Raw genomic sequence first — 23,477 nt, forward strand, 5'->3', positions numbered from 1 at the left:
TGTCCGGCGAATCAGCTGTCGAAGGCATCTTTGAGCCAGTTCAGATCAGCTTGACCAGACGGTGTGCTTTCTATGGCAACCACATCGAAACGGCAGGGGGCGTCGGCCCAGCGATGCTCTTTCTGCAGGAAAAACTGCGCGGCCAGTATCAGCTTTTGACGCTTGCGCCCGTCGATACTGGCGAGTGCGCCACCCCATTGTGCGTGTTTTCTGTAGCGGACTTCGACGAATACTACTGTATCGCCGTCAAGCATGACCAGATCAAGCTCGCCACGTTTACATAACCAGTTCTGCGCCAGCAGGCGCAGACCCTGTTGTTGCAAGTGCTTCAGAGCTTGTAGTTCGGCATCCTTGCCACTTTGTGCGCTGGACCGCTCGGGCATCAGCGCGGGGTGTCCGGCAGACGCTGGATCTCACCGCCGACGAACTTGGCCCATGGCATCTGGCGATCAACGCGCTGGGTGGTGCTGATGCCCAGGCTGCCCGACAAGCCGTCAACTCGGGTGTCCGGCAATGCCTTGAGTTGCCCCAGGCGTGGCGCCAGGCGGTAGGCATCGACGCCCATGGCGTACAGGCGACCCAGGCTGCCATTGGCTTGCGGCCATTGAGCGGCAACCTGATTGCGCAGCGGGTCGGTGGTGTTGAGCAGCCAAGGGGTTTCGCAGAACATCACATTGGTCATGTCCAGGTACTGGTTCTTGTCGCCGCTGGCGCTGAACACGTGGGACGTGGCGTACACCGGCACATCGCCGGCGTATTGGAAGTTCAGGGTCGGCTTGATCTGCTGGGCCAGTTGCGGGGTCACGGCCAGGAAGATGAACTCGATGTCCTGGCGACGCGATGGTTGCGCCGCGACGTCGGTGCCAACGGTGCTTTGCAGGCTCTTGGCGCGACCTTCGCTTTTACGCAGTTGGAACAGATCGGCAATTTGCTGGGCGAGGGCGACCGGCTGGTCGACGTACTCAACCCCCATGACCTGGCCGCCATTGGCTTCCCAGTCCTGGCGGAAGGCTTTGTAGACACGCTCGCCCCACTCGCCACGGGGCACCATTGCTGCAGCGCGGTGCAGGCCGTCGGCACGCGCACGACGCGATACTTCGCGAGCTTCGTCTTCTGCGGCCAGGCCGAACTGGAACAGTTGCGCCGGGCTGCGATCGCTCTCGCTGTAATTCAGTGCCAGGGTGGTGATCGGCAGTTGTGGGCGCGCGCTGAGCTGTTTGACCAGCGGTTTCTCCAGCGGGCCGACTACCAGTTGTACGCCTGCAGCCTGGGCCTTGGCGTAAAAGTCGTCGAGGGAGGTGAGGCGCGAGCTGTCATAGAACTCGATCACTGGTGGCTTCTGCCCGGCTTGTTCAGCCTGGTAGTGCGCAGCCATGAAGCCTTCACGCAGTGCCTTGCCGACGGAGGCCAGCGGGCCATCCTGTGGCAGCAGCAGGGCGATCTTGGTCAGGGGCTGGCTGGCCAGTTCCTTGAGCTTGGTCAGTGGCGTTGGCAGTTGCACGGCAGCCGGGTGGCCCGGGTTCTGCGCACGCCAGGTGTCGATGGCAGCCTGTTGCTGCTCCAGCGTACCGGCGCCCTTGACTGCCTGGGCCAGGGTAATCCAGCCGTCGAGCGTCGGGTTGCCGCTGGCCTGCAACTGTTCCGCCGGCAGGGCGGCAATCAATACCCAGATAGCTTCGTGGTTGCTTTTGGCGGCATCGCCCGTGAGCAGTGGGGCCATGGCGACACGTTCACGGGCGGCGGCCAGGGTCTGGCCATCGGCTTCATAAGCACGGGCGTGTACGCTGGCGGTGCGGATCTGCTGCTCGGGCGGCAGGTCCTTCAGGCTTTGCAGACTTGGGTGGTTCAGGGCGGTCAACGCGGCCTTGGGCTGGTTGCGCGCCATGGCAAGTTCAGCGGCCAGGGTGCTGGCAAAAACTTGCGCGGCTGGCTTGAGGACATCCAGGGACACCTGCGCAAGAATCTGCGACGAGCGGCCAGGGTTGTTCTGCTTGTAGGCCATGTCTGCCGCACTCAGGCGCAGTAATGCGGCCTTTTCTGGCGTCTTGGCGGTGGTGGCCTGTTCGAGCAGTTGCTCGATACTGGCGTCCGGGGTCCGTGGAAGGTCGCCAAGGCTGGACGAGGGCGAGCTGGCGCAGGCGGCCAGCAAGGCAGCGAGGCAGAGGGCGGAGAGCAGCCGCAGGCAAGCGATCATGTAAGTGTTCCTGATACCGATCAAATTAGCGTGGAATTGTACCCAAGCACTGGCCCAGGCGCGATGTTACTGGCGTGAAACCGTCGATTTAGGTCGTGCAAATGTTGCAACGGGCGTCAAACGGCTGAAAAGGCATCGGCCGTGATGGCATATTTTCAAGGCGCCTACGCGCTACAATGTCGCTTTTGCCAACCATCGAGGTGTGCGTTTTGACTGCTCCAGGTCCTTTGAATTCCACTGCAGGCTCGCTTTTTGTCGTGGCGACGCCCATTGGCAACCTGGACGACATCAGTGCTCGGGCACTGAAAGTGTTGCGCGAGGTTAAATTGATCGCGGCTGAAGACACTCGTCACTCCCAGCGCTTGATGCAGCATTTTGGTATCAGCACGCCATTAGCGGCGTGCCATGAGCACAACGAGCGCGAGGAGGGCAGTCGCTTTATCGTACGCCTGCTGGCCGGCGACGATGTGGCGCTGATCTCTGACGCAGGCACGCCGCTGATCTCCGACCCTGGCTACCATCTGGTGCGCCAGGCGCGGGCCGCTGGTATCAATGTAGTGCCTGTTCCGGGCGCGTGCGCGCTGATCGCTGCGTTATCGGCGGCGGGCCTGCCGTCGGACCGTTTCATCTTTGAAGGTTTTCTGCCAGCCAAAGCTGTAGGGCGTCGTGCGCGCCTTCAAGCACTGAAGGAAGAACCGCGCACGTTGATCTTTTATGAAGCCCCCCACCGAATCCTTGAATGCCTGCAGGATATGGAGCTGGTGTTTGGCGGCGAACGCCTGGCGCTGCTGGCGCGTGAGCTGACCAAGACCTTTGAAACCCTCAAGGGCCTGCCTTTGGAAGCGCTGCGTGCGTTCGTCGAGGGCGACAGTAATCAGCAGCGCGGCGAGTGTGTGGTGCTGGTGGCGGGCTGGACGGCGCCAGAGGACGAGGACGCCGTGGGCAGTGAGGCGATGCGTATTCTGGATCTACTGCTCAAGGAGATGCCACTCAAGCGTGCAGCAGCCCTGGCGGCGGAGATTACCGGCGTGCGCAAGAACCTCTTGTATCAAGCGGCACTGGATAAGCAGAAGGCCGAATAGTTCCGGTGTCAAACCTGTATTCCGTCTGAACGTGATGGCAATTCTGAACTTTTATTACTTGTCCTAAGTCCGCCGTGCCGTTAACCTTCGCGGCGGAGAGTCGATTGGACAGTCGCTGCCCTCTATGAAAATTAGGGGGGGGAGGAAAGTCCGGGCTCCATAGGGCGAAGTGCCAGGTAATGCCTGGGAGGCGTGAGCCTACGGAAAGTGCCACAGAAAATAACCGCCTAAGCACTTCGGTGCCGGTAAGGGTGAAAAGGTGCGGTAAGAGCGCACCGCACGTCTGGCAACAGTTCGTGGCTAGGTAAACCCCACTTGGAGCAAGACCAAATAGGGTCCCAAGGCGTGGCCCGCGCTGGGACCGGGTAGGTTGCTAAAGATGTCCAGTGATGGCCATCGTAGACGAATGACTGTTCAAGACAGAACCCGGCTTACAGATCGACTCTCCACCTTTTTCCTTTTGTCCGAATCTCGGGCAGAAAACCGGTAGTAACGCAAGAATCCCTCCCTGCCGAATGATTGGCAGATGCATCTTCGTAATACCAAAAAAATCTTACTCTTAATAAATTACTTTAACTTCGAGCTATAGCTCTTTGAGCTATCTGTGCTTGTTGGGCCAAAAACATCGTCGAACTCGGTTTTCTCCTCCGTTTACGCTCCTAAATCTCCGTTCTGTAAGGCTTTTCCTTGAATCCGCGCCTTGACGGTGTGGTGGGCGCATTCCTATAGTGTGCGCAAGTGGCGGAAAGTGGCACAAAGTGGGTTTTTTGAACGTAAAACGCTAAAATTTGGAGAAACGCATCTGTGTTTCGCGGAGCTAACGCTATCAGTCTCGATGCAAAAGGCCGTCTCGCCATGCCGAGCCGGTATCGTGACGAGCTCATTTCGCGAAGTTCCGGACAGTTGATCATCACTATCGATGCCGTTGACCCTTGTTTATGTGTTTACCCCCTCGATGAGTGGGAGTTGATTGAAACCAAATTGCGCGCCCTGCCTTCATTGCGTGAAGAAAACCGCCGCCTGCAGCGTTTGCTGATTGGTAATGCCGTCGACCTCGAGTTGGATGGCAGCGGTCGTTTCCTGGTGCCTCCGCGTCTGCGCGAGTACGCCAAGCTGGATAAGCGCGCAATGCTGGTCGGCCAACTGAACAAGTTCCAATTGTGGGACGAAGATGCCTGGGATGCTGTTTCTGCAGCTGACCTGGCTGCTATTCAACAACCGGGCGCCATGCCTGATGAACTGCGTGATTTGATCCTGTGACTATTGATAGCGGCTTTAACCACATCACCGTACTGCTTGACGAAGCCGTTGAGGCTCTCGCCGTACGCGCGGATGGCTGCTATCTGGATGGCACATTCGGCAGAGGCGGGCATAGCCGGTTGATACTCAGCCAGCTCGGGCCTGACGGCAAACTCCTCGGGTTCGACAAAGACCCTCAAGCGATTGCCACCGGGCAAGCGCTAGCGGCCGAAGACGGCCGCTTTGTCGTTGTGCAGCGCAGCTTTGCCGAGCTGGGCGCCGAAGTGGCGGAGCGCGGCATGGCGGGCAAGGTGGCCGGGGTTTTGCTCGACCTGGGTGTGTCCTCGCCACAGCTCGACGACCCCGAACGCGGCTTCAGTTTCATGAACGATGGCCCGCTCGACATGCGCATGGACCCTACCCGTGGCGTCAGCGCCGCGCAGTTCATCGCGACCGCGCCAGTGGAAGAAATCGCCCGTGTGTTCAAGGAATACGGTGAAGAACGTTTCGCTGGCCGCATGGCCCGTGCCGTGGTTGAGCGCCGTGAAATCCAGCCGTTCGAACGCACAGCCGACCTGGCCGAAGTACTGAAAGTCGCCAACCCTGCCTGGGAAAAGGGCAAGAACCCGGCGACCCGAGCCTTCCAGGGCCTGCGTATTCACGTCAACAACGAATTGGGCGACCTGGAGGCCGGCCTCGAGGCTGCGCTCGAGGCGTTGGAAGTGGGCGGTCGCCTGGTGGTGATCAGCTTCCACTCCCTGGAAGACCGTATCGTCAAACTGTTCATGCGTCGCCTGGTCAAGGGTGAGTCCGACAACCTGCCGCGCAACCTGCCGGTACGTTTCGAGGCCTTTGTGCCGAAAATCAAAATCCATGGCAAAGCGCAGTTCGCTTCCGAAGCCGAACTCAAGGCCAACCCACGCTCCCGCAGCGCCGTTATGCGCGTCGCGGAGAAGTTGCGGTGAGCAAGCTTTTCGCCAAGCCCCTCCCGGGCGGCAGCTTCTTCATGTTGCTGCTGTTTGTCGGCGTGCTGATTTCCGCGATTGCGGTGTCGTACAGCGCCCACTACAACCGTCAGTTGCTGAATACCCTGTATGGGGAATTGAGTGTGCGTGACAAGGCGCAAGCGGAGTGGGGCCGGTTGATCCTCGAACAAAGCACCTGGACGGCCCATAGCCGTATCGAAGTGCTGGCCACCGAACAGCTGAAAATGCATATTCCTGGCGCGGCTGAAGTCCGCATGGTGGCGCCATGATGAAACTCGAGGGCGCACTCTACCCATGGCGCTTCCGCCTGATGCTCGGCTTGCTGGCATTGATGGTGGGTGCGATTGCCTGGCGGATCATTGACCTGCAAGTGGTCGACCGGGACTTCCTGATCGGCCAGGGCGACGCCCGTAGCCTGCGACACATCCCGATTCCTGCACACCGCGGCCTGATCACCGACCGTAACGGCGAGCCTCTGGCCGTCAGTACGCCGGTGACCACCCTGTGGGCCAACGCCAAGGAACTGCAGGTGGCCAAGGACCGTTGGCCGGCGCTTGCTGCTGCCTTGGGCCAGGACCCGAAAGCCTTGGCCGAGCGCCTCGAAGCCCAGGCCAATAAAGAATTCATCTACCTTGTTCGTGGCTTGACGCCTGAACAAGGTCAGCAGGTGCTCGACCTTAAAGTCCCCGGTGTCTACGGCATCGAGGAATTCCGTCGTTTTTACCCGGCCGGTGAAACCACCGCGCACATGGTGGGCTTTACCGACATCGATGACCACGGCCGTGAAGGCGTGGAACTCGCCTACGATGAATGGCTTGCCGGTGTTCCTGGCAAACGCCAAGTCATCAAGGATCGGCGCGGCAGACTGATCAAGGACGTCCAAGTCACCAAGAACGCCAAGGCCGGTAAGCCCTTGGCGTTGTCGATTGACCTGCGCCTGCAATACCTGGCCAACCGCGAGCTGCGTAACGCGATCATCGAGAATGGCGCCAAGGCCGGCAGCCTGGTGATCATGGACGTGAAGACCGGCGAGATCCTCGCCATGGTCAACCAGCCGACCTACAACCCTAATAACCGTCGCAACCTGCAGCCGGCGATGATGCGCAACCGCGCCATGATCGACGTGTTCGAGCCGGGCTCGACCATGAAAGCGATCTCCATGAGTGCTGCCCTCGAAACCGGGCGCTGGAAACCGAGCGACAAGGTCGAGGTGTACCCAGGTACCTTGCAACTGGGCAAATACACCATTCGTGACGTGTCCCGTACCGAAGGCCCGGTGTTGGATTTGACAGGTATCCTGATCAACTCCAGTAACGTGGGCATGAGTAAGGTCGCCTTCGATATCGGCGGCGAGACCATCTATCACTTGGCGCAGAAAATCGGTTTGGGCCAACCCACCGGCCTCGATTTCCCAGGCGAGCGCGTGGGCAACCTGCCCAACTATCGCGACTGGAAAAAGGCCGAGACCGCCACGCTTTCCTACGGCTACGGCCTGTCCGTGACCGCGATCCAACTGGCTCACGCTTTCTCTGTATTGGCGAATAATGGCCGGATGGTTCCGCTGAGCCTGATCCATGTCGACGAAGCGCCGAAAGCCACCCAGGTGATTCCGGAAAACGTCGCCAAGACCATGCAAGGCATGCTGCAACAAGTGATCGAGGCACCGCGCGGCGTATTCCGTGCCCAGGTGCCGGCGTATCACGTGGCGGGCAAGTCGGGTACCGCTCGTAAAACGTCGGTGGGCACAAAAGGCTACGCCGAAAACTCTTACCGTTCGCTGTTCGCCGGCTTCGGCCCGATGAGCGATCCACGCTACGCCATCGTCGTGGTGATCGATGAGCCGAGCAAAGCCGGTTACTTCGGTGGCCTGGTATCGGCGCCGGTGTTCAGCAAAGTGATGTCCGGCACCCTGCGCCTGATGAACATCACGCCGGACAACCTGCCGCCGACCCAACAAGCGAACGCCGGTCCACCGGCCGCTGCTGTAAAAGCCAATGGAGGGCGCGGCTGATGTCTCTTAGCCTGAACAAGATTTTTGCCCATGCCGGACGCGATCTGTTGATCCGCGAGCTGAGCCTGGACAGTCGTAATGTACGTGCCGGTGACCTGTTCCTGGCCGTGCCGGGTGGTAAGTTCGATGGCCGTGCGCACATCGCGGATGCCTTGCAACGCGGTGCGGCTGCCGTGGCTTATGAAGTGGAAGGCGCCACCGTGCTGCCGATCACTGACGTGCCATTGATTCCGGTCAAAGGCCTGGCTGCGCAGCTGTCTGACATTGCCGGACGCTTTTATGGCGACCCGAGCCGCCAGGTCAACCTGATCGGCGTCACCGGCACCAACGGCAAGACCAGCGTGACCCAATTGATTGCGCAGGCGCTTGACCTGCTGGGCCAGCATTGCGGCATCGTCGGCACCTTGGGCACCGGTTTCTATGGCGCGCTGCAAAGCGGCCTGCACACCACGCCGAATCCGATCGCTGTGCAAGCGACCCTGGCCGACCTGAAAAAGGCCGGCGCCAAGGCGGTTGCCATGGAAGTGTCGTCGCACGGTTTGCACCAGGGCCGCGTTGCTGCGCTGGCGTTTGATGTGGCGGTGATGACCAACCTGTCCCGCGATCACCTCGATTACCACGGCACCATGGAAGCCTACGCTGCCGAGAAGGCCAAGCTGTTTGCCTGGAACGACCTCAAGTGCCGCGTGGTAAACCTGGATGACGCATTCGGCCGCCAGCTGGCTGCCGAAGACCGTGAATCGCGCTTGATCAGCTACAGCCTGGAAGACGCCAGCGCGTACCTGTATTGCCGCGAAGCCCAATTCAATGATGAAGGTGTGCGCGCCACGCTGGTGACGCCTCAGGGCGAGCATCATTTGCGCAGCAGCCTGCTCGGTCGCTTCAACCTGAGTAACACTTTGGCGGCCGTCGGCGCGTTGCTCGGCCTGGAGTACGCCCTCGACGAAATCCTGCGTGTACTGCCGAAGCTGGAAGGCCCGGTCGGTCGCATGCAGCGCCTGGGTGGCGGCAAACAGCCGTTGGTCGTGGTCGATTACGCCCACACGCCCGATGCCCTGGAAAAAGTCCTGGTGGCGCTGCGTCCACACGCCAAGGGCAAGCTGCTGTGCCTGTTCGGTTGCGGTGGCGATCGCGATCGCGGCAAACGTCCGTTGATGGCCGAGATCGTCGAGCGTCTGGCCGATGGCGTGCTTGTCACCGACGACAACCCTCGCAGCGAAGATCCGGGCCAGATTTTCGACGACATCCGTGTCGGCTTCAAAGACGTGTCCAAGGCCACGTTTGTCGCCGGGCGCGGTGTAGCCATCGCCCAATTGATCGCCAGCGCCGGTGCTGACGACGTGGTGGTGCTGGCCGGTAAAGGTCATGAGGACTATCAGGAAATCAACGGCGAGCGCCACGCCTTCTCCGATCTGGTCGAGGCCGATCACGCCTTGACCGCCTGGGAGATCGCCCATGCTTAAAGCGATGAAATTCAGCGAACTGACCCAGGCCCTGTCGGCCCGCGTGCTGTCGAGCGATTGCAGCTTCGACGGCGTCAGTATCGACAGCCGCAACATCAAGCCGGGGCAACTGTTTGTCGCACTGACGGGCCCGCGCTTCGATGGTCACGACTACCTGAATGAAGTCGCCGCCAAAGGTGCCGTCGGCGCCTTGGTGCAGCGCGCAGTGGCGGACTCCACACTGCCGCAACTGTTGGTCGCCGACACCCGTTTGGCCCTCGGCCAGCTGGGTGCGTTGAACCGTGCCGCATTTACCAATCCCGTTGCGGCCATTACCGGCTCCAGCGGCAAGACCACGGTCAAGGAGCTGCTTGCCGGCGTGTTGCGCACGCGCGGCCCGGTGCACGCCACCCGTGGCAACCTGAACAATGATTTCGGTGCCCCGCTGACCCTGCTTGAACTGGCCCCGGAACACACGGCGGCGGTGATCGAGCTGGGCGCGTCGCGCGTCGGTGAAATTGCCTACACCGTGGCGCTGACCAAGCCTCACGTGGTGGTCATCAACAACGCCGGTACCGCCCATGTCGGCGAGTTCGGCGGCCCGGAAAAAATCGTCGAGGCCAAGGGTGAAATCCTCGAAGGCCTCGATGCCTCGGGCATCGCTGTGCTGAATCTCGACGACAAGGCCTTCGAAACCTGGCGTGTACGCGCCGCCGGTCGCAAGGTCCTGACGTTTGCCGTGCTCAACGCCGCGGCGGATTTCCATGCGTCCAACATCACCGTTGATGCGCGTGGCTGCCCGTCCTTTACCTTGCACACCCCGCAAGGCAACGAACATGTGCAACTGAACCTGCTGGGCAACCACAACGTCGCCAATGCATTGGCCGCCGCTGCAGCCGCCTACGCCCTCGGCGTGTCGCTGTTCGGGATCGCCACGGGCCTGGGTGCGGTGCAGCCGGTCAAGGGGCGCACCGTAGCGCAGTTGGCCACCAACGGCATGCGCGTGATCGATGACACCTACAACGCCAACCAGTCCTCTATCTGCGCTGCCATTGACCTGCTCAAAAGCTTCGAAGGCCGCAAGGTGCTGGTGCTGGGCGACATCGCCGAACTGGGCGACTGGGCCGAACAGTCCCATCGCGAGGTCGGCGCTTACGCCGCCGGCAAAGTCGACGCGCTTTATGCCGTCGGCCCGAACATGGCCCACGCCGTCAGAGTATTCGGCCCTGGTGCCCGACATTTTGTGACCCAGGCCGAGCTGATTCAGGCGCTGACCGCGGCTGAACATGACAAACATACAACCATTTTGATCAAGGGATCGCGCAGCGCGGTGATGGAAAACGTCGTCGCGGCCTTGTGTGGCTCAAGTACGGAGAAACATTAATGCTGCTGCTGCTGGCTGAGTATCTGCAACAGTTCCACAAAGGCTTCGCGGTCTTTCAGTACCTGACCCTGCGCGGGATCCTGGGTGTGCTGACTGCGTTGTGTTTGTCGCTGTTCCTGGGGCCGTGGATGATCCGCACCCTGCAGAACCTGCAAATTGGTCAATCGGTTCGTAATGACGGCCCGCAGTCGCACCTGTCCAAATCCGGCACCCCGACCATGGGCGGTGCGTTGATCCTGTCGTCCATCGGCATCAGCACCTTGCTGTGGGCCGACTTGCACAACCGCTACGTGTGGACCGTGTTGCTGGTCACGCTGCTGTTCGGCGCCATCGGCTGGGTAGATGACTACCGCAAGGTGATCGAGAAGAATTCGAAGGGGCTGCCAAGCCGCTGGAAGTATTTCTGGCAATCGGTGTTCGGCCTGGGCGCAGCGGTGTTCCTGTTCATGACCGCGCCAAGCGCGGTGGAAACCACCCTGATCATCCCGATGCTCAAGGACGCCAGCATTCCACTGGGCATTGGCTTCGTGGTGCTGACCTACTTCGTGATCGTCGGCTCCAGCAACGCGGTCAACCTGACTGACGGCCTCGACGGCCTGGCGATCATGCCGACGGTGATGGTGGGCGGCGCGCTCGGCATCTTCTGCTACCTGTCGGGTAACGTGAAATTCGCCGAGTACCTGCTGATCCCTTATGTACCGGGCGCAGGCGAGCTGATCGTGTTCTGTGGCGCGCTGATCGGTGCCGGCCTCGGCTTCCTGTGGTTCAACACCTATCCCGCACAAGTCTTCATGGGCGACGTCGGCGCACTGGCGCTGGGCGCGGCCCTGGGCACCATCGCGGTGATCGTTCGCCAGGAAATCGTGCTGTTCATCATGGGCGGTGTGTTCGTGATGGAAACCCTGTCGGTGGTCATCCAGGTGGCTTCCTTCAAATTGACCGGACGCCGCGTGTTCCGCATGGCGCCGATTCACCACCACTTTGAACTCAAGGGCTGGCCTGAGCCACGTGTGATTGTCCGTTTTTGGATCATCACCGTGATCTTGGTGTTGATCGGCCTTGCCACCCTGAAACTGAGGTAGAAACGAGTGTCCCTGATCGCTTCAGACCACTTCCGCATCGTTGTCGGCCTCGGCAAGAGCGGCATGTCCCTGGTTCGCTTCCTGGCGAGCCGGGGCAAGCCGTTTGCCGTGGCCGACACGCGGGAAAATCCACCGGAGCTGGTCACGCTGCGCCGTGACTACCCGCACGTGGAAGTGCGTTGTGGCGAGCTGGATGTCGAGTTTCTGTGCCGTGCCGATGAGCTCTACGTGAGCCCCGGCCTCGCCATCGCGACCCCGGCCCTGCAAGCCGCCGCCGCCCGTGGTGTGAAACTGTCCGGCGACATCGATCTGTTCGCACGTAACGCGCAGGCGCCGATCGTGGCTATCAGCGGTTCCAACGCGAAAAGCACCGTGACCACCCTGGTCGGCGAGATGGCGGCTGCGGCCGGTAAACGTGTGGCCGTAGGCGGCAACTTGGGCACGCCGGCACTCGACCTGCTCAGCGACGACGTCGAGCTGTACGTGATGGAGCTGTCGAGCTTCCAGCTGGAAACCACCCACGACCTCGGCGCCGAAGTGGCCACCGTGTTGAACGTGAGTGAAGACCACATGGACCGCTACAGCGGCCTGCCGGCCTATCACTTGGCCAAGCACCGGATCTTCCGTGGCGCCAAGCAGGTGGTGGTCAACCGTCAAGATGCGTTGAGCCGTCCGTTGATGGGCGAGGGCCTGCCGTGCTGGACCTTCGGCCTGGGCAAACCTGATTTCAAGGCCTTCGGTATTCGCGAAGAGAACGGCGAGAAATACCTGGCCTTCGAATTCCAGAACCTGATGCCGGTGCGCGAGCTGAAAATCCGTGGCGCCCATAACCAGTCCAACGCCCTGGCGGCCTTGGCACTGGGTCATGCCGTTGGGCTGCCGTTCGACGCCATGTTGTCGGCCCTGCGTACCTTCGGTGGCCTGGAACATCGTTGCCAATGGGTGCGCGATCTTGACGGCGTCAGCTATTACAACGACTCCAAGGCCACCAATGTCGGTGCGGCCCTGGCGGCCATCGAAGGCCTCGGCGCCGACATCGAAGGCAAGCTGGTGCTGATCGCCGGTGGCGACGGCAAGGGTGCCGACTTCAAGGACCTTAAAGGCCCGGTTGCCGAACATTGCCGTGCCGTGGTGCTGATGGGGCGCGACTCCGATTTGATCGCCGCCGCCCTCGGCGACGCGGTGCCGCAAGTGCGCGCCACGTCCCTGGACGACGCCATCGCTCAGTGCAAGGCCCTGGCCCAGCCAGGTGATGCGGTGCTGCTGTCGCCGGCGTGCGCCAGCTTCGACATGTTCAAGAACTACGAAGAGCGCGGCCAGCTGTTCGCCCGCGCCGTGGAGGCCTTGGCATGAGTATCGACTTTCGGAACATCATCAAGCCCTACCCGTCGCCGATCATCACGGGGCGAGGTATCGACCTCGATTTCCCAATGCTCGCCGGTTGCCTGGCGCTGTTGGGCCTGGGCCTGGTGATGATCACTTCGGCGTCTTCCGAAGTGGCCGCCGTGCAGTCGGGCAACACCCTGTACATGATGATCCGTCACCTGGTGTACCTGGTGATCGGTCTCGGCGCGTGCATCGTCACTATGATGATCCCTATCGCCACCTGGCAGCGCCTGGGTTGGATGATGCTGATCGGTGCGTTCGGCTTGCTGATCATGGTGATCCTGCCCGGCATCGGACGCGAGGTGAACGGTTCGATGCGCTGGATCGGCTTCGGTGCGTTCAACGTGCAACCGTCGGAAATCGCCAAGGTGTTTGTGGTGATCTACCTCGCCGGTTACCTCGTACGTCGCCAGAAAGAAGTACGCGAAAGCTGGATGGGCTTCTTCAAGCCGTTCATCGTACTGCTGCCCATGGCCGGCCTGTTGCTGATGGAGCCCGACTTCGGGGCCACCGTGGTGATGATGGGCGCGGCCGCAGCGATGCTATTCCTGGGGGGCGTCGGTCTGTTCCGTTTCACCTTGATGGTGGTGCTGGCCGTGGCCGCTGTGACGGTGCTGGTGCAGGCGCAACCTTACCGGATGGCCCGTCTGATTACCTTTACCGACCCGTGGGCCGACCAGTTCGGTTCCGGCTACCAGTTGACCCAGGCGCTGATCGCCTTCGGTCGCGGCGAATGGCTGGGCGTGGGCCTGGGCAACAGCGTGCAGAAGCAGTTCTACCTGCCGGAAGCGCACACCGACTTCGTGTTCTCGGTACTCGCCGAAGAGCTGGGCGTGGTGGGTTCGCTGTGCACCGTTGCGTTGTTCGTGTTCGTGTGTGTACGCGGTATGTACATCGGCTTGTGGGCCGAGAAGGCCAAACAGTATTTCGCCGCCTATGTGGCCTACGGCTTGTCGTTCCTGTGGATCGGCCAGTTCCTGATCAACATCGGTGTGAACGTCGGCCTGCTGCCGACCAAGGGCCTGACCTTGCCGTTTCTCAGTTACGGCGGCAGTTCGTTGGTGATTTGCTGTGCGTGCCTGGGCTTGTTGCTGCGCATCGAGTGGGAGAGTCGAACCCACCTGGGCAGTGAAGAGATGGAATTCAGCGAAAGCGATTTTGCCGAGGAGCCACCCCATGGGCGCTAACGTGCTGATCATGGCGGGTGGCACCGGGGGCCATGTGTTCCCTGCGTTGGCCTGTGCTAGGGAATTCCAGGACCGTGGCTACTCCGTGCACTGGCTGGGCACGCCGCGTGGCATCGAAAACGAACTGGTGCCGAATGCCGGCTTGCCGCTGCACCTGATCAACGTCACCGGCTTGCGTGGCAAGAGCAAGTTGTCCCTGCTCAAGGCGCCGTTCGTATTGCTCAAGGCGGTGTGGCAGGCGCGCAAAGTGATTCGTGAACTGAAGCCGGTGTGTGTACTCGGTTTTGGTGGGTATGTGACCGGTCCTGGTGGTGTCGCCGCCAAGCTCGCCGGTGTACCGGTGATCGTGCACGAGCAGAACGCCGTCGCCGGTACCGCCAACCGCCTGCTGGTGCCGCTGGCTGCACGGGTGTGCGAGGCGTTTCCGAAGACCTTTGGCGCCTCGGACAAACTGCGTACCACCGGCAACCCGGTGCGCACTGAACTGTTTATGGGCATCGCCCGTGAAGCACTGGCGGGGCGCAAGGTGCACCTGCTGGTCATGGGCGGCAGCCTGGGCTCCGAGCCGTTGAACAAACTGCTGCCGGAAGCACTGGCGCAACTCCCTGTGGAATTGCGCCCGGAGGTCTTCCATCAGGCCGGCAAGCACCACGGTGAAGTCACCGCCACGCGTTATCGCGAAGCCGGTGTCGAGGCGAACGTACAGCCCTTCATCAAAGACATGGCCCATGCCTATGGCTGGGCCGACCTGGTGGTCTGCCGCTCCGGTGCGCTGACCGTCAGTGAACTGGCCGCCGCCGGTCTGCCGTCCTTGCTGGTGCCTTTGCCCCACGCGATCGACGATCACCAGACCCGCAACGCCGAATATTTGGCCGGGGAGGGCGCTGCCTTCCTGCTGCCGCAAAGAACGACTGGCGCCGCCGATTTGGCCGCACGCCTGACCGAGGTTTTGATGCAACCGGAACGACTCAATAGCATGGCGAGCACCGTAAGCCGCCTGGCCAAACCTGACGCAACCCGCACTGTGGTGGATATCTGCCTGGAGGTGGCCCATGGTTGAGAATCAGAAAGCCATGCCGCAACCGGAAATGCGCCGCATCCGTCGTATCCACTTCGTCGGCATTGGCGGCGTGGGCATGTGTGGCATTGCCGAAGTGTTGCTGAACCTGGGCTACCAGGTGTCCGGCTCTGACTTGAAAGAGTCGCCGGTCACTGAACGCCTGAAAACCTTTGGTGCACAGATCTTCATCGGCCACCGCGCCGAGAACGCCGCCGAGGCCGATGTGCTGGTGGTGTCCAGCGCCGTGAACACCTCCAACCCGGAAGTGGCCACTGCCCTTGAACGTCGCATTCCCGTGGTGCCACGCGCCGAGATGCTGGCCGAGCTGATGCGCTATCGCCACGGCATTGCCGTCGCCGGTACCCACGGCAAAACCACCACCACCAGCCTGATCGCCTCCGTGTTCGCGGCCGGTGGCCTGGACCCGACGTTCGTCATCGGTGGCCGTCTGAATGCAGCCGGTACCAATGCACAACTGGGCACCAGCCGTTACCTGATCGCCGAAGCCGACGAAAGTGACGCGAGCTTCCTGCACCTGCAACCGCTGGTCGCCGTGGTCACCAATATCGACGAAGACCACATGGCGACCTACGACGGGGACTTCAACAAGTTGAAGAAAACCTTCGTCGAGTTCCTGCACAACCTGCCGTTCTACGGTCTGGCCGTGGTGTGCCTGGACGATCCGGTGGTGCGTGAAATCCTGCCACTGGTCAAGCGTCCGACCGTGACCTACGGCTTCAGCGAAGACGCTGACGTGCGCGCGATCAATGTGCGCCAGGAAGGCATGCAAACCTTCTTTACCGTGTTGCGTCCCGACCGCGAGCCGCTGGATGTATCGGTGAACATGCCGGGCAACCACAACGTACTCAATTCCCTGGCGACCATCTGCATCGCCACCGACGAGGGCGTCAGCGATGAAGCCATCGTCGAAGGCCTGTCGCGCTTCGCCGGCGTGGGCCGCCGTTTCCAGGTATACGGCCAGTTGCCGGTAGACGGTGGTGACGTGATGCTGGTGGACGACTACGGTCACCACCCGACTGAAGTGGCTGCCGTGATCAAGGCCGTACGCGGTGGCTGGCCGGAGCGCCGTCTGGTGATGGTCTACCAGCCGCACCGCTACAGCCGTACCCGCGACCTGTATGACGACTTCGTCAATGTACTGGCCGATGCCAACGTGCTGCTGCTGATGGAAGTCTACCCGGCCGGTGAAGAACCGATTCCGGGCGCCGACAGCCGCAAGCTGTGCAACAGCATCCGTCAGCGTGGCCAGTTGGACCCGATCTACATCGAGCGTGGTGTGGACCTGGCGCCCATCGTCAAGCCGCTGCTGCGGGCCGGTGACATTTTGCTGTGCCAGGGGGCCGGTGATATCGGTGGTCTTGCGCCTAAGTTGCTGGCGAGCCCGCTGTTTGCAGCGGCCAAGGGGAAGTCGAAATGATCAACGACTACGGCTCCCTGTTCTCGACAATCGCACCTGCCGACTTTGGTCGCGTAGCGGTGTTGTTCGGTGGCAAAAGCGCTGAACGCGAAGTCTCGCTCAAGTCCGGCAACGCCGTGCTCGACGCCCTGCAAACCGCAGGCGTGAACGCCTTCGGCATCGACGTGGGCGATGACTTCATCGCCCGCCTGCAGGCCGAGAAGATCGACCGCGCCTTCATCATCCTCCACGGCCGTGGCGGTGAAGACGGCAGCATGCAAGGCCTGCTGGAGTGCGCCGGCATCCCCTACACCGGCAGTGGCATCCTGGCTTCCGCGCTGGCGATGGACAAGTTGCGCACCAAACAGGTGTGGCACAGCCTGGGTATTCCGACCCCGCGTCACAGTGTTCTGTGCAGCGAAGACGATTGTATTTCTGCAGCCAAGGAACTGGGCCTGCCTTTGATCGTCAAACCAGCCCATGAAGGCTCCAGTATCGGCATGGCCAAAGTGAACTCGGCCGCCGAATTGATCGACGCATGGAAAGCGGCAAGTACCTACGATTCGCAAGTGTTGGTGGAACAGTGGATCCAGGGTCCCGAGTACACCATCGCCACCCTGCGTGGCCAGGTATTGCCGCCTATCGCATTGGGCACGCCCCACACCTTTTACGACTACGACGCCAAGTACCTGGCTTCCGATACCCAGTACCGGATCCCATGCGGCCTTGACGCAAGCAAAGAACAGGAATTGATGGACCTCACGGCGAAAGCCTGTGAGGCGCTGGGTATCGCCGGTTGGGCGCGAGCAGACGTGATGCAGGATGACCAAGGGGATTTCTGGTTCCTGGAAGTCAACACCGCACCGGGCATGACGGATCACAGCTTGGTACCTATGGCAGCCCGTGCGGCCGGTTTGGACTTCCAGCAGTTAGTGCTGGCGATCCTGGCCGACAGCATTGAGCCAAGAGGCTAAGGACATGAAAGGCGCATCGCTTCGTCATCAGCCCCCACAAGCACCGAGCCGCAAGCCGGTGCCGCGGGGTGCCAGTCGAATGGTGGCTAAAGAGCCGATGTCGGCGCGCCTGCCGAAAGCCAACTTCGGTTTCCTAAAGGCGCTGTACTGGCCGGTTTTGCTGGTGGTGCTGGGCTTCGGAACCTATGAAGGCGCGCAACGTCTGTTGCCGTATGCCGACCGGCCGATCACCAAGATCAGCGTGCAGGGCGACTTGAGTTACATCAGCCAGCAAGCGGTACAGCAGCGCATCGGCCCGTACCTGGCGGCGAGCTTCTTTACCATCGACCTGGCCGGCATGCGCTCGGAGCTGGAACAGATGCCATGGATCGCCCACGCCGAAGTCCGCCGCGTATGGCCGGACCAGGTGACGATCCGCCTGGAAGAACAGCTGCCGGTGGCCCGTTGGGGTGACGAAGCGCTGTTGAACAACCAGGGCCAGGCGTTCACCCCGCGTGAACTGGCGAACTATGAACACCTGCCGCAGCTGTTCGGGCCGCAGCGGGCACAGCAACAAGTGATGCAGCAGTACCAGGCCTTGAGCCAGATGCTGCGGCCAATGGGTTTCTCCATCGCACGCCTGGAATTGCGTGAACGGGGCAGTTGGTTTTTGACGACCGGGGCAGGCAGTTCCGGCCCGGGCATCCAGTTGTTGCTGGGACGCGACCGCTTGGTGGAAAAGATGCGCCGCTTCATTGCCATCTATGACAAGACCTTGAAAGAACAGATTACGAACATTGCGAGCGTCGACCTGCGTTACGCCAACGGCCTTGCCGTCGGCTGGCGTGAACCGGCTGCGCCCACGGCAGCGCAACCCGCTGTCGCGAAGAATTAAGAAGAGGCAGGACCCATGGCAAACGTGCAAAGCGGAAAAATGATCGTCGGTCTCGATATCGGCACCTCCAAAGTGGTGGCGCTGGTGGGCGAGGTCGGGGAAGACGGCGTCATCGAAATCGTCGGTATTGGCACGCATCCGTCCCGGGGCCTGAAGAAGGGCGTGGTGGTGAACATCGAGTCCACCGTGCAATCGATCCAGCGCGCCATCGAAGAAGCGCAGCTGATGGCCGGTTGCCGGATCCACTCGGCGTTCGTCGGCGTGGCGGGCAACCATATCCGCAGCCTGAACTCCCACGGCATCGTGGCGATCCGCGACCGCGAAGTCAGCTCCGCCGACCTTGAGCGCGTCCTCGACGCCGCCCAGGCCGTGGCGATCCCGGCGGACCAGCGCGTGCTGCACACCCTGCCGCAGGACTACGTGATCGACAACCAGGAAGGCGTTCGCGAGCCTCTGGGCATGTCGGGGGTACGTCTGGAGGCCAAGGTTCACGTCGTGACTTGCGCCGTCAACGCCGCACAGAACATTGAAAAATGCGTGCGCCGCTGCGGTCTGGAAATCGACGACATCATTCTCGAGCAGTTGGCCTCGGCCTACTCGGTACTGACCGACGACGAAAAAGAACTGGGCGTCTGCCTGGTCGACATCGGCGGTGGCACCACCGACATCGCGATCTTCACCGAGGGTGCGATCCGTCACACCGCCGTGATCCCGATTGCCGGTGACCAGGTGACCAACGACATCGCCATGGCGCTGCGTACACCGACCCAGTACGCCGAAGAAATCAAGATCCGCTACGCCTGCGCCCTGGCCAAGTTGGCCGGTGCCGGCGAGACCATCAAGGTGCCGAGCGTGGGTGACCGTCCACCGCGCGAACTGTCGCGCCAGGCCCTGGCCGAAGTGGTCGAGCCGCGCTACGACGAACTGTTCACCCTGATCCAGGCTGAACTGCGCCGCAGCGGCTACGAAGACCTGATCCCGGCCGGCATCGTGCTGACCGGTGGTACCTCGAAGATGGAAGGCGCGGTCGAGTTGGCCGAGGAAATCTTCCACATGCCGGTTCGCCTGGGCGTGCCCCATGGCGTCAAAGGCCTGGGCGACGTGGTACGCAACCCGATTTATTCCACCGGTGTGGGCTTGCTGTTGTACGGGCTGCAAAAGCAGACCGACGGCATTTCCCTGTCGGGCCCAAGCAACCGTGACAGCTACCGCAGCGACGACGAGGCCAAAGCGCCGTTGTTCGAGCGGTTGCAGGCATGGGTCAAGGGTAACTTCTAAAGATTTACCGCGACACCGCAGCACCGCAATAAGCAGTAGGCGAAAAAACTAGAGAAAACGAAAGGAGAGGGAACATGTTCGAACTCGTAGACAACATCCCCGCAAGCCCGGTCATCAAAGTGATCGGTGTCGGCGGTGGCGGCGGCAACGCTGTCAACCACATGGTCAAGAGCAACATTGAAGGCGTTGAATTCATTTGCGCCAACACTGATGCCCAGGCGCTGAAAAGCATCGGCGCGCGGACCATCCTGCAATTGGGCACAGCCGTGACCAAAGGCCTCGGCGCTGGCGCCAACCCGGAAGTCGGCCGTCAAGCCGCGCTGGAAGACCGCGAGCGTATTGCCGAAGTGCTGCAAGGCACCAACATGGTGTTCATCACCACCGGCATGGGCGGCGGTACCGGTACCGGTGCTGCGCCGATCATTGCCGAAGTGGCCAAGGAAATGGGCATTCTGACGGTGGCTGTCGTGACCCGTCCGTTCCCGTTCGAAGGTCGCAAGCGCATGCAGATCGCCGACGAAGGCATCCGTCTGCTGTCTGAAAGCGTCGACTCGTTGATCACCATCCCCAACGAGAAGTTGCTGACCATCCTGGGCAAGGACGCAAGCTTGCTGTCCGCCTTCGCCAAGGCTGACGATGTACTGGCCGGTGCCGTTCGCGGTATCTCCGACATCATCAAGCGCCCAGGCATGATCAACGTCGACTTTGCCGACGTCCGTACCGTGATGAGCGAAATGGGCATGGCGATGATGGGCACTGGCTGCGCCAGCGGTCCGAATCGTGCGCGTGAAGCCACTGAAGCGGCCATCCGCAACCCGTTGCTGGAAGACGTGAACCTGCAAGGTGCACGCGGTATCCTGGTGAATATCACCGCCGGTCCTGACCTGTCCCTGGGTGAGTACTCCGACGTGGGTAGCATTATCGAAGCCTTCGCTTCCGAGCACGCCATGGTCAAAGTCGGTACCGTGATCGATCCGGACATGCGCGACGAGCTGCATGTAACCGTGGTTGCGACCGGCCTGGGCGCAAAAATCGAGAAGCCTGTGAAGGTCATCGACAATACCGTCCATACCAACCATGCCAGCCAGCAAGCTGCCGCTCCAGCGCCTGCGCGCCAGGAACTGCCGTCTGTGAACTACCGTGACCTGGACCGTCCGACCGTGATGCGCAACCAGGCCCAGGCCGGTGCTGCAGCGTCCCGTAGCCCGAATCCGCAAGATGATCTGGACTACCTGGACATCCCGGCATTCCTGCGTCGTCAGGCCGATTAATGGAATGTATCAGGGCTATGAAGGTGATTGGTGTTCAGCAAAGGTCTGGTCTGCTATTATCGCCAGCCTTTGTTGATACCAGTTCGCAATTTGCGCTGAAGCGGTCCAAGCCATGATTAAACAACGCACCCTGAAGAATATTATTCGTGCCACAGGTGTAGGTCTGCACTCCGGGGAGAAGGTATACCTGACCCTCAAGCCTGCACCTGTCGACACCGGCATCGTGTTTGTGCGTGCCGACCTGGACCCTGTGGTGCAGATTCCTGCTCGCGCGGAAAACGTTGGCGAAACCACCATGTCGACCACATTGGTCAACGGTGACGTCAAAGTGGACACGGTGGAGCACTTGCTCTCGGCCATGGCTGGCCTGGGCATCGATAACGCCTACGTCGAGCTCTCCGCGTCCGAAGTCCCGATCATGGATGGCAGCGCTGGACCCTTCGTATTCTTGATTCAATCTGCCGGCCTGGAAGAACAGGACGCAGCCAAGAAGTTCATTCGCATTCTGCGGGAAGTGACAGTAGAAGACGGCGACAAGCGCGCCACCTTCGTCCCGTTCGAAGGCTTCAAAGTGAGCTTTGAGATCGATTTCGATCACCCGGTATTCCGTGACCGCACCCAAAGTGCAAGCGTGGATTTTTCCAGCACTTCGTTCGTAAAAGAAGTCAGCCGCGCCCGTACCTTTGGTTTCATGAGTGACATCGAGTACCTGCGCAAGCACAACCTCGCACTCGGCGGCAGCGTTGAAAACGCCATTGTGGTCGACGCGGATGGTGTACTGAACGAAGACGGCCTTCGCTACGAAGACGAATTCGTGAAGCACAAGATCCTCGATGCAATCGGTGACCTCTACCTGCTGGGCAATAGCCTGATAGGCGAGTTCAAAGGCTTCAAGTCGGGCCACGCCCTTAACAACCAGCTGCTGCGCAAGTTGATTGAGCAGACAGACGCTTGGGAAGTTGTGACCTTCGAAGATGCCAGCACCGCACCGATCTCTTACATGCGTCCCGTTGCGGCGGTGTAAGTAACAACTCTCTTTCTTTCGTTTTGAAAGGCCGCCTTCGGGTGGCCTTTTTTTATGTGTCGGCTACGACGTTGATCCTAGAGTGAGGGGGTTTGAGCCTCGACAATGCGGTTTCGGCCGCTGTGCTTGGCTTCATACAACGCCTGATCCGCACTCAGTAACAACGCTTCCAGCGACAGCCGGCTACGCTTGTCCCAGGTGCTCATGCCGATGCTCGCCGTAATCGGTTGCGCATCCCCCGCCACCCTTGGCAAATGCTCGATGCTGCTGCGGATATGCTCGGCGATGACCCAGGCACCCTTCGCGTCCGTGTGGGGCAGCACCACCGCGAATTCCTCACCGCCATAACGCGCCGCGAGATCAGCCGGGCGGCGGATATTGGCGCCTATCACTTGCGCCACGGTGCGCAATGCCGCGTCTCCACCGTGATGGCCATGGCGGTCGTTAAAGGCTTTGAAGTGGTCGACGTCGATCATCAGCACGGTCAGTGGTTCGAGCGAGCGTTGCGCGCGGTCCCATTCAAGGCGCAGGCGTTCGTCCAGAATGCGACGGTTGGCCAAGCCGGTCAGGGCGTCGACGGCTGCCAGTTCTGACAGCACGCGCTCTGCGCGATAACGGCGTCGCAGTTCGCGGCGCAGCATCCAGGTCAGCCATAACAAACCGATACACAGGATGCCAGTGGCGCCACTGGTCAACAGCGCGGCGCGTTGCCAGCGGGCGAATACATCTTGGCTGGACAGTGCAACCACAACGATCAGCGGTAGCTCACCCACATTGGTGAAGGTGTACAGGCGTTCCGTGCCGCTGATGGCAGAGATCGCCTGGAAGGTGCCACTGCCTTCACGCAGTATTCGCTTGAAATTCGGTCGCTCGCTCAGGTCCTTGTCGATCATGTCGCTTTCGAGCAGCGGCTGCTGGGCCAATAAAAAACCTTGGTTATTAAGCAGGTTGACGCTGCTGCCGTTGCCGATGGTCACGGTGTTGAAGAGCTGGTCGAAATACGCCAGGCGCATGGTCGCGACCGCAACGCCAGCAAACTCACCGTTGGGCCCCGACACTCGACGGCTGAATGCCATGCGCCAGACCTGGTCGCAGTCGCAATGAATCTTGAACGGCCGGCTGATATACAAGCCGGCCTGGGCGTCCTTGGTATGCACCTGGAAGTAATCGCGGTTGGCAAAATTGCGTGGGGTGGGCTGCAGGGTGGAAGAATCGGCGATCACTGTGCCATTGGCATCCAACAACAGCACTTCACCTTTGAAAGGCGCAGCGGTGGACAGGTCAAACTGCACCAAGTGTTGGATATTTGCGGAAACCTGGGCCAGGTCCTCACGTTGCCTGGCAGCAATCAACCCTTTGAGGGCCAGGTCGTAGAGTTCGACGTTACGCAGCACGTCGGCATTGATCAACTGCGCAATATTGGTGGTTGAGCGCGTCGCGGCCTGCAGGGTGCTCGCGTGTTCGCGGATCAGCAACACCGCGACGATGACCACGATCAGGACGACAGTAAGGCCACTGCCCAGAATCAGAAATAGCTCTGGGCGTGCCGGTAAGCTTCGAACGCGGGGAGGACTCATCGGGCAGAC

20 protein-coding genes and 1 other RNA gene are annotated in these 23,477 nt (G+C 61.0%); 18 read left to right on the forward strand and 3 right to left on the reverse strand.

Going from position 1 to position 23,477, the window contains the following annotated elements; all coding sequences use genetic code 11:
- Window positions 1-11: 11 nt before the first annotated feature.
- Window positions 12-383 carry a YraN family protein gene (locus tag PF1751_RS04570; RefSeq protein ID WP_010213054.1) on the reverse strand — a complete coding sequence of 124 codons (372 nt, stop codon included), beginning with the start codon at window positions 381-383 and terminating at the stop codon, window positions 12-14.
- On the reverse strand, window positions 383-2,194 hold the full coding sequence (locus tag PF1751_RS04575) for a penicillin-binding protein activator (RefSeq protein WP_010213053.1): 1,812 nt from the start codon (window positions 2,192-2,194) through the stop codon (window positions 383-385). Before PF1751_RS04575 ends, PF1751_RS04570 begins: the two co-directional genes overlap by 1 nt.
- Window positions 2,195-2,370: 176 nt before the next feature.
- Between PF1751_RS04575 and rsmI the strand changes: the two genes are divergently transcribed.
- The 18 genes from rsmI to lpxC all read left to right on the forward strand — a co-directional run bounded on the left by rsmI (window position 2,371) and on the right by lpxC (window position 21,891).
- A complete protein-coding gene (gene rsmI / locus PF1751_RS04580; protein WP_021491871.1) occupies window positions 2,371-3,276 on the forward strand; it encodes a 16S rRNA (cytidine(1402)-2'-O)-methyltransferase in 906 nt (301 codons plus the stop codon).
- A 96-nt stretch (window positions 3,277-3,372) separates the two neighbouring features.
- An RNA gene (rnpB, locus tag PF1751_RS28080) (RNase P RNA component class A) lies at window positions 3,373-3,726 on the forward strand.
- 354 nt (window positions 3,727-4,080) lie between these two features.
- Window positions 4,081-4,536 (forward strand): division/cell wall cluster transcriptional repressor MraZ, encoded by a 456-nt coding sequence (gene mraZ / locus PF1751_RS04585; protein WP_003171868.1) that lies wholly within the window; start codon window positions 4,081-4,083, stop codon window positions 4,534-4,536.
- The gene (gene rsmH, locus PF1751_RS04590; protein ID WP_010213048.1) at window positions 4,533-5,480 is read left to right on the forward strand and encodes a 16S rRNA (cytosine(1402)-N(4))-methyltransferase RsmH; all 948 of its coding nucleotides are present in this window, start codon (window positions 4,533-4,535) and stop codon (window positions 5,478-5,480) included. The genes mraZ and rsmH overlap by 4 nt, the downstream gene beginning before the upstream one ends.
- A complete protein-coding gene (gene ftsL / locus PF1751_RS04595) occupies window positions 5,477-5,770 on the forward strand; it encodes a cell division protein FtsL (protein WP_010213047.1) in 294 nt (97 codons plus the stop codon). Before rsmH ends, ftsL begins: the two co-directional genes overlap by 4 nt.
- A complete protein-coding gene (locus PF1751_RS04600; RefSeq protein ID WP_165447909.1) occupies window positions 5,770-7,512 on the forward strand; it encodes a peptidoglycan D,D-transpeptidase FtsI family protein in 1,743 nt (580 codons plus the stop codon). Before ftsL ends, PF1751_RS04600 begins: the two co-directional genes overlap by 1 nt.
- Window positions 7,512-8,975, forward strand: a complete 1,464-nt coding sequence (locus PF1751_RS04605; RefSeq protein WP_021491870.1) for a UDP-N-acetylmuramoyl-L-alanyl-D-glutamate--2,6-diaminopimelate ligase — start codon at window positions 7,512-7,514, stop codon at window positions 8,973-8,975. Before PF1751_RS04600 ends, PF1751_RS04605 begins: the two co-directional genes overlap by 1 nt.
- Window positions 8,968-10,338: a UDP-N-acetylmuramoyl-tripeptide--D-alanyl-D-alanine ligase gene (locus PF1751_RS04610; RefSeq protein ID WP_044286652.1), complete on the forward strand. Its 1,371-nt coding sequence runs from the start codon at window positions 8,968-8,970 to the stop codon at window positions 10,336-10,338. The genes PF1751_RS04605 and PF1751_RS04610 overlap by 8 nt, the downstream gene beginning before the upstream one ends.
- Complete coding sequence (mraY, locus tag PF1751_RS04615) at window positions 10,338-11,420, forward strand: phospho-N-acetylmuramoyl-pentapeptide-transferase (RefSeq protein ID WP_010213039.1); 1,083 nt, start codon at window positions 10,338-10,340, stop codon at window positions 11,418-11,420. The genes PF1751_RS04610 and mraY overlap by 1 nt, the downstream gene beginning before the upstream one ends.
- 6 nt (window positions 11,421-11,426) lie before the next feature.
- Window positions 11,427-12,773: a UDP-N-acetylmuramoyl-L-alanine--D-glutamate ligase gene (gene murD / locus PF1751_RS04620; protein ID WP_010213038.1), complete on the forward strand. Its 1,347-nt coding sequence runs from the start codon at window positions 11,427-11,429 to the stop codon at window positions 12,771-12,773.
- Window positions 12,770-13,993, forward strand: a complete 1,224-nt coding sequence (gene ftsW / locus PF1751_RS04625) for a putative lipid II flippase FtsW (protein WP_010213037.1) — start codon at window positions 12,770-12,772, stop codon at window positions 13,991-13,993. The genes murD and ftsW overlap by 4 nt, the downstream gene beginning before the upstream one ends.
- Window positions 13,983-15,053: an undecaprenyldiphospho-muramoylpentapeptide beta-N-acetylglucosaminyltransferase gene (gene murG / locus PF1751_RS04630; RefSeq protein ID WP_044286653.1), complete on the forward strand. Its 1,071-nt coding sequence runs from the start codon at window positions 13,983-13,985 to the stop codon at window positions 15,051-15,053. The genes ftsW and murG overlap by 11 nt, the downstream gene beginning before the upstream one ends.
- Window positions 15,046-16,491 carry a UDP-N-acetylmuramate--L-alanine ligase gene (murC, locus tag PF1751_RS04635; protein WP_010213034.1) on the forward strand — a complete coding sequence of 482 codons (1,446 nt, stop codon included), beginning with the start codon at window positions 15,046-15,048 and terminating at the stop codon, window positions 16,489-16,491. The genes murG and murC overlap by 8 nt, the downstream gene beginning before the upstream one ends.
- Window positions 16,488-17,444, forward strand: coding sequence for a D-alanine--D-alanine ligase (locus PF1751_RS04640; protein ID WP_044286654.1), 957 nt, complete (start codon window positions 16,488-16,490; stop codon window positions 17,442-17,444). Before murC ends, PF1751_RS04640 begins: the two co-directional genes overlap by 4 nt.
- Window positions 17,445-17,448: 4 nt before the next feature.
- Complete coding sequence (locus tag PF1751_RS04645; protein WP_010213032.1) at window positions 17,449-18,318, forward strand: cell division protein FtsQ/DivIB; 870 nt, start codon at window positions 17,449-17,451, stop codon at window positions 18,316-18,318.
- Window positions 18,319-18,333: 15 nt separating this feature from the next.
- A complete protein-coding gene (ftsA, locus tag PF1751_RS04650; RefSeq protein ID WP_010213031.1) occupies window positions 18,334-19,596 on the forward strand; it encodes a cell division protein FtsA in 1,263 nt (420 codons plus the stop codon).
- Between the two features lie 74 nt (window positions 19,597-19,670).
- Window positions 19,671-20,867: a cell division protein FtsZ gene (gene ftsZ / locus PF1751_RS04655; RefSeq protein WP_010213029.1), complete on the forward strand. Its 1,197-nt coding sequence runs from the start codon at window positions 19,671-19,673 to the stop codon at window positions 20,865-20,867.
- Between the two features lie 112 nt (window positions 20,868-20,979).
- Window positions 20,980-21,891, forward strand: a complete 912-nt coding sequence (lpxC, locus tag PF1751_RS04660; RefSeq protein WP_003171886.1) for a UDP-3-O-acyl-N-acetylglucosamine deacetylase — start codon at window positions 20,980-20,982, stop codon at window positions 21,889-21,891.
- Window positions 21,892-21,968: 77 nt separating this feature from the next.
- On the opposite strand, the gene PF1751_RS04665 is transcribed toward lpxC, so the two are convergent.
- Window positions 21,969-23,468 (reverse strand): sensor domain-containing diguanylate cyclase, encoded by a 1,500-nt coding sequence (locus PF1751_RS04665; protein ID WP_010213028.1) that lies wholly within the window; start codon window positions 23,466-23,468, stop codon window positions 21,969-21,971.
- Window positions 23,469-23,477 lie beyond the last annotated feature (9 nt).

This window comes from Pseudomonas simiae, assembly GCF_000934565.1.
GTDB classification, from domain to species: domain Bacteria; phylum Pseudomonadota; class Gammaproteobacteria; order Pseudomonadales; family Pseudomonadaceae; genus Aquipseudomonas; species Aquipseudomonas simiae.

What these genes read in the sequence shown, in the direction of transcription:
- ftsW (WP_010213037.1), top strand. Translation starts at nt 12,770, where the DNA reads ATGAGTATCGACTTTCGGAACATCATCAAGCCCTACCCGTCGCCGATC.
- mraY (WP_010213039.1), top strand. Translation starts at nt 10,338, where the DNA reads ATGCTGCTGCTGCTGGCTGAGTATCTGCAACAGTTCCACAAAGGCTTC.
- PF1751_RS04645 (WP_010213032.1), top strand. Translation starts at nt 17,449, where the DNA reads ATGAAAGGCGCATCGCTTCGTCATCAGCCCCCACAAGCACCGAGCCGC.
- PF1751_RS04640 (WP_044286654.1), top strand. Translation starts at nt 16,488, where the DNA reads ATGATCAACGACTACGGCTCCCTGTTCTCGACAATCGCACCTGCCGAC.
- ftsA (WP_010213031.1), top strand. Translation starts at nt 18,334, where the DNA reads ATGGCAAACGTGCAAAGCGGAAAAATGATCGTCGGTCTCGATATCGGC.
- PF1751_RS04665 (WP_010213028.1), bottom strand. Translation starts at nt 23,468, where the DNA reads ATGAGTCCTCCCCGCGTTCGAAGCTTACCGGCACGCCCAGAGCTATTT.
- PF1751_RS04570 (WP_010213054.1), bottom strand. Translation starts at nt 383, where the DNA reads ATGCCCGAGCGGTCCAGCGCACAAAGTGGCAAGGATGCCGAACTACAA.
- PF1751_RS04605 (WP_021491870.1), top strand. Translation starts at nt 7,512, where the DNA reads ATGTCTCTTAGCCTGAACAAGATTTTTGCCCATGCCGGACGCGATCTG.
- murC (WP_010213034.1), top strand. Translation starts at nt 15,046, where the DNA reads ATGGTTGAGAATCAGAAAGCCATGCCGCAACCGGAAATGCGCCGCATC.
- rsmI (WP_021491871.1), top strand. Translation starts at nt 2,371, where the DNA reads ATGTCGCTTTTGCCAACCATCGAGGTGTGCGTTTTGACTGCTCCAGGT.
- lpxC (WP_003171886.1), top strand. Translation starts at nt 20,980, where the DNA reads ATGATTAAACAACGCACCCTGAAGAATATTATTCGTGCCACAGGTGTA.
- PF1751_RS04600 (WP_165447909.1), top strand. Translation starts at nt 5,770, where the DNA reads ATGAAACTCGAGGGCGCACTCTACCCATGGCGCTTCCGCCTGATGCTC.
- murG (WP_044286653.1), top strand. Translation starts at nt 13,983, where the DNA reads ATGGGCGCTAACGTGCTGATCATGGCGGGTGGCACCGGGGGCCATGTG.
- PF1751_RS04575 (WP_010213053.1), bottom strand. Translation starts at nt 2,194, where the DNA reads ATGATCGCTTGCCTGCGGCTGCTCTCCGCCCTCTGCCTCGCTGCCTTG.
- ftsZ (WP_010213029.1), top strand. Translation starts at nt 19,671, where the DNA reads ATGTTCGAACTCGTAGACAACATCCCCGCAAGCCCGGTCATCAAAGTG.
- PF1751_RS04610 (WP_044286652.1), top strand. Translation starts at nt 8,968, where the DNA reads ATGCTTAAAGCGATGAAATTCAGCGAACTGACCCAGGCCCTGTCGGCC.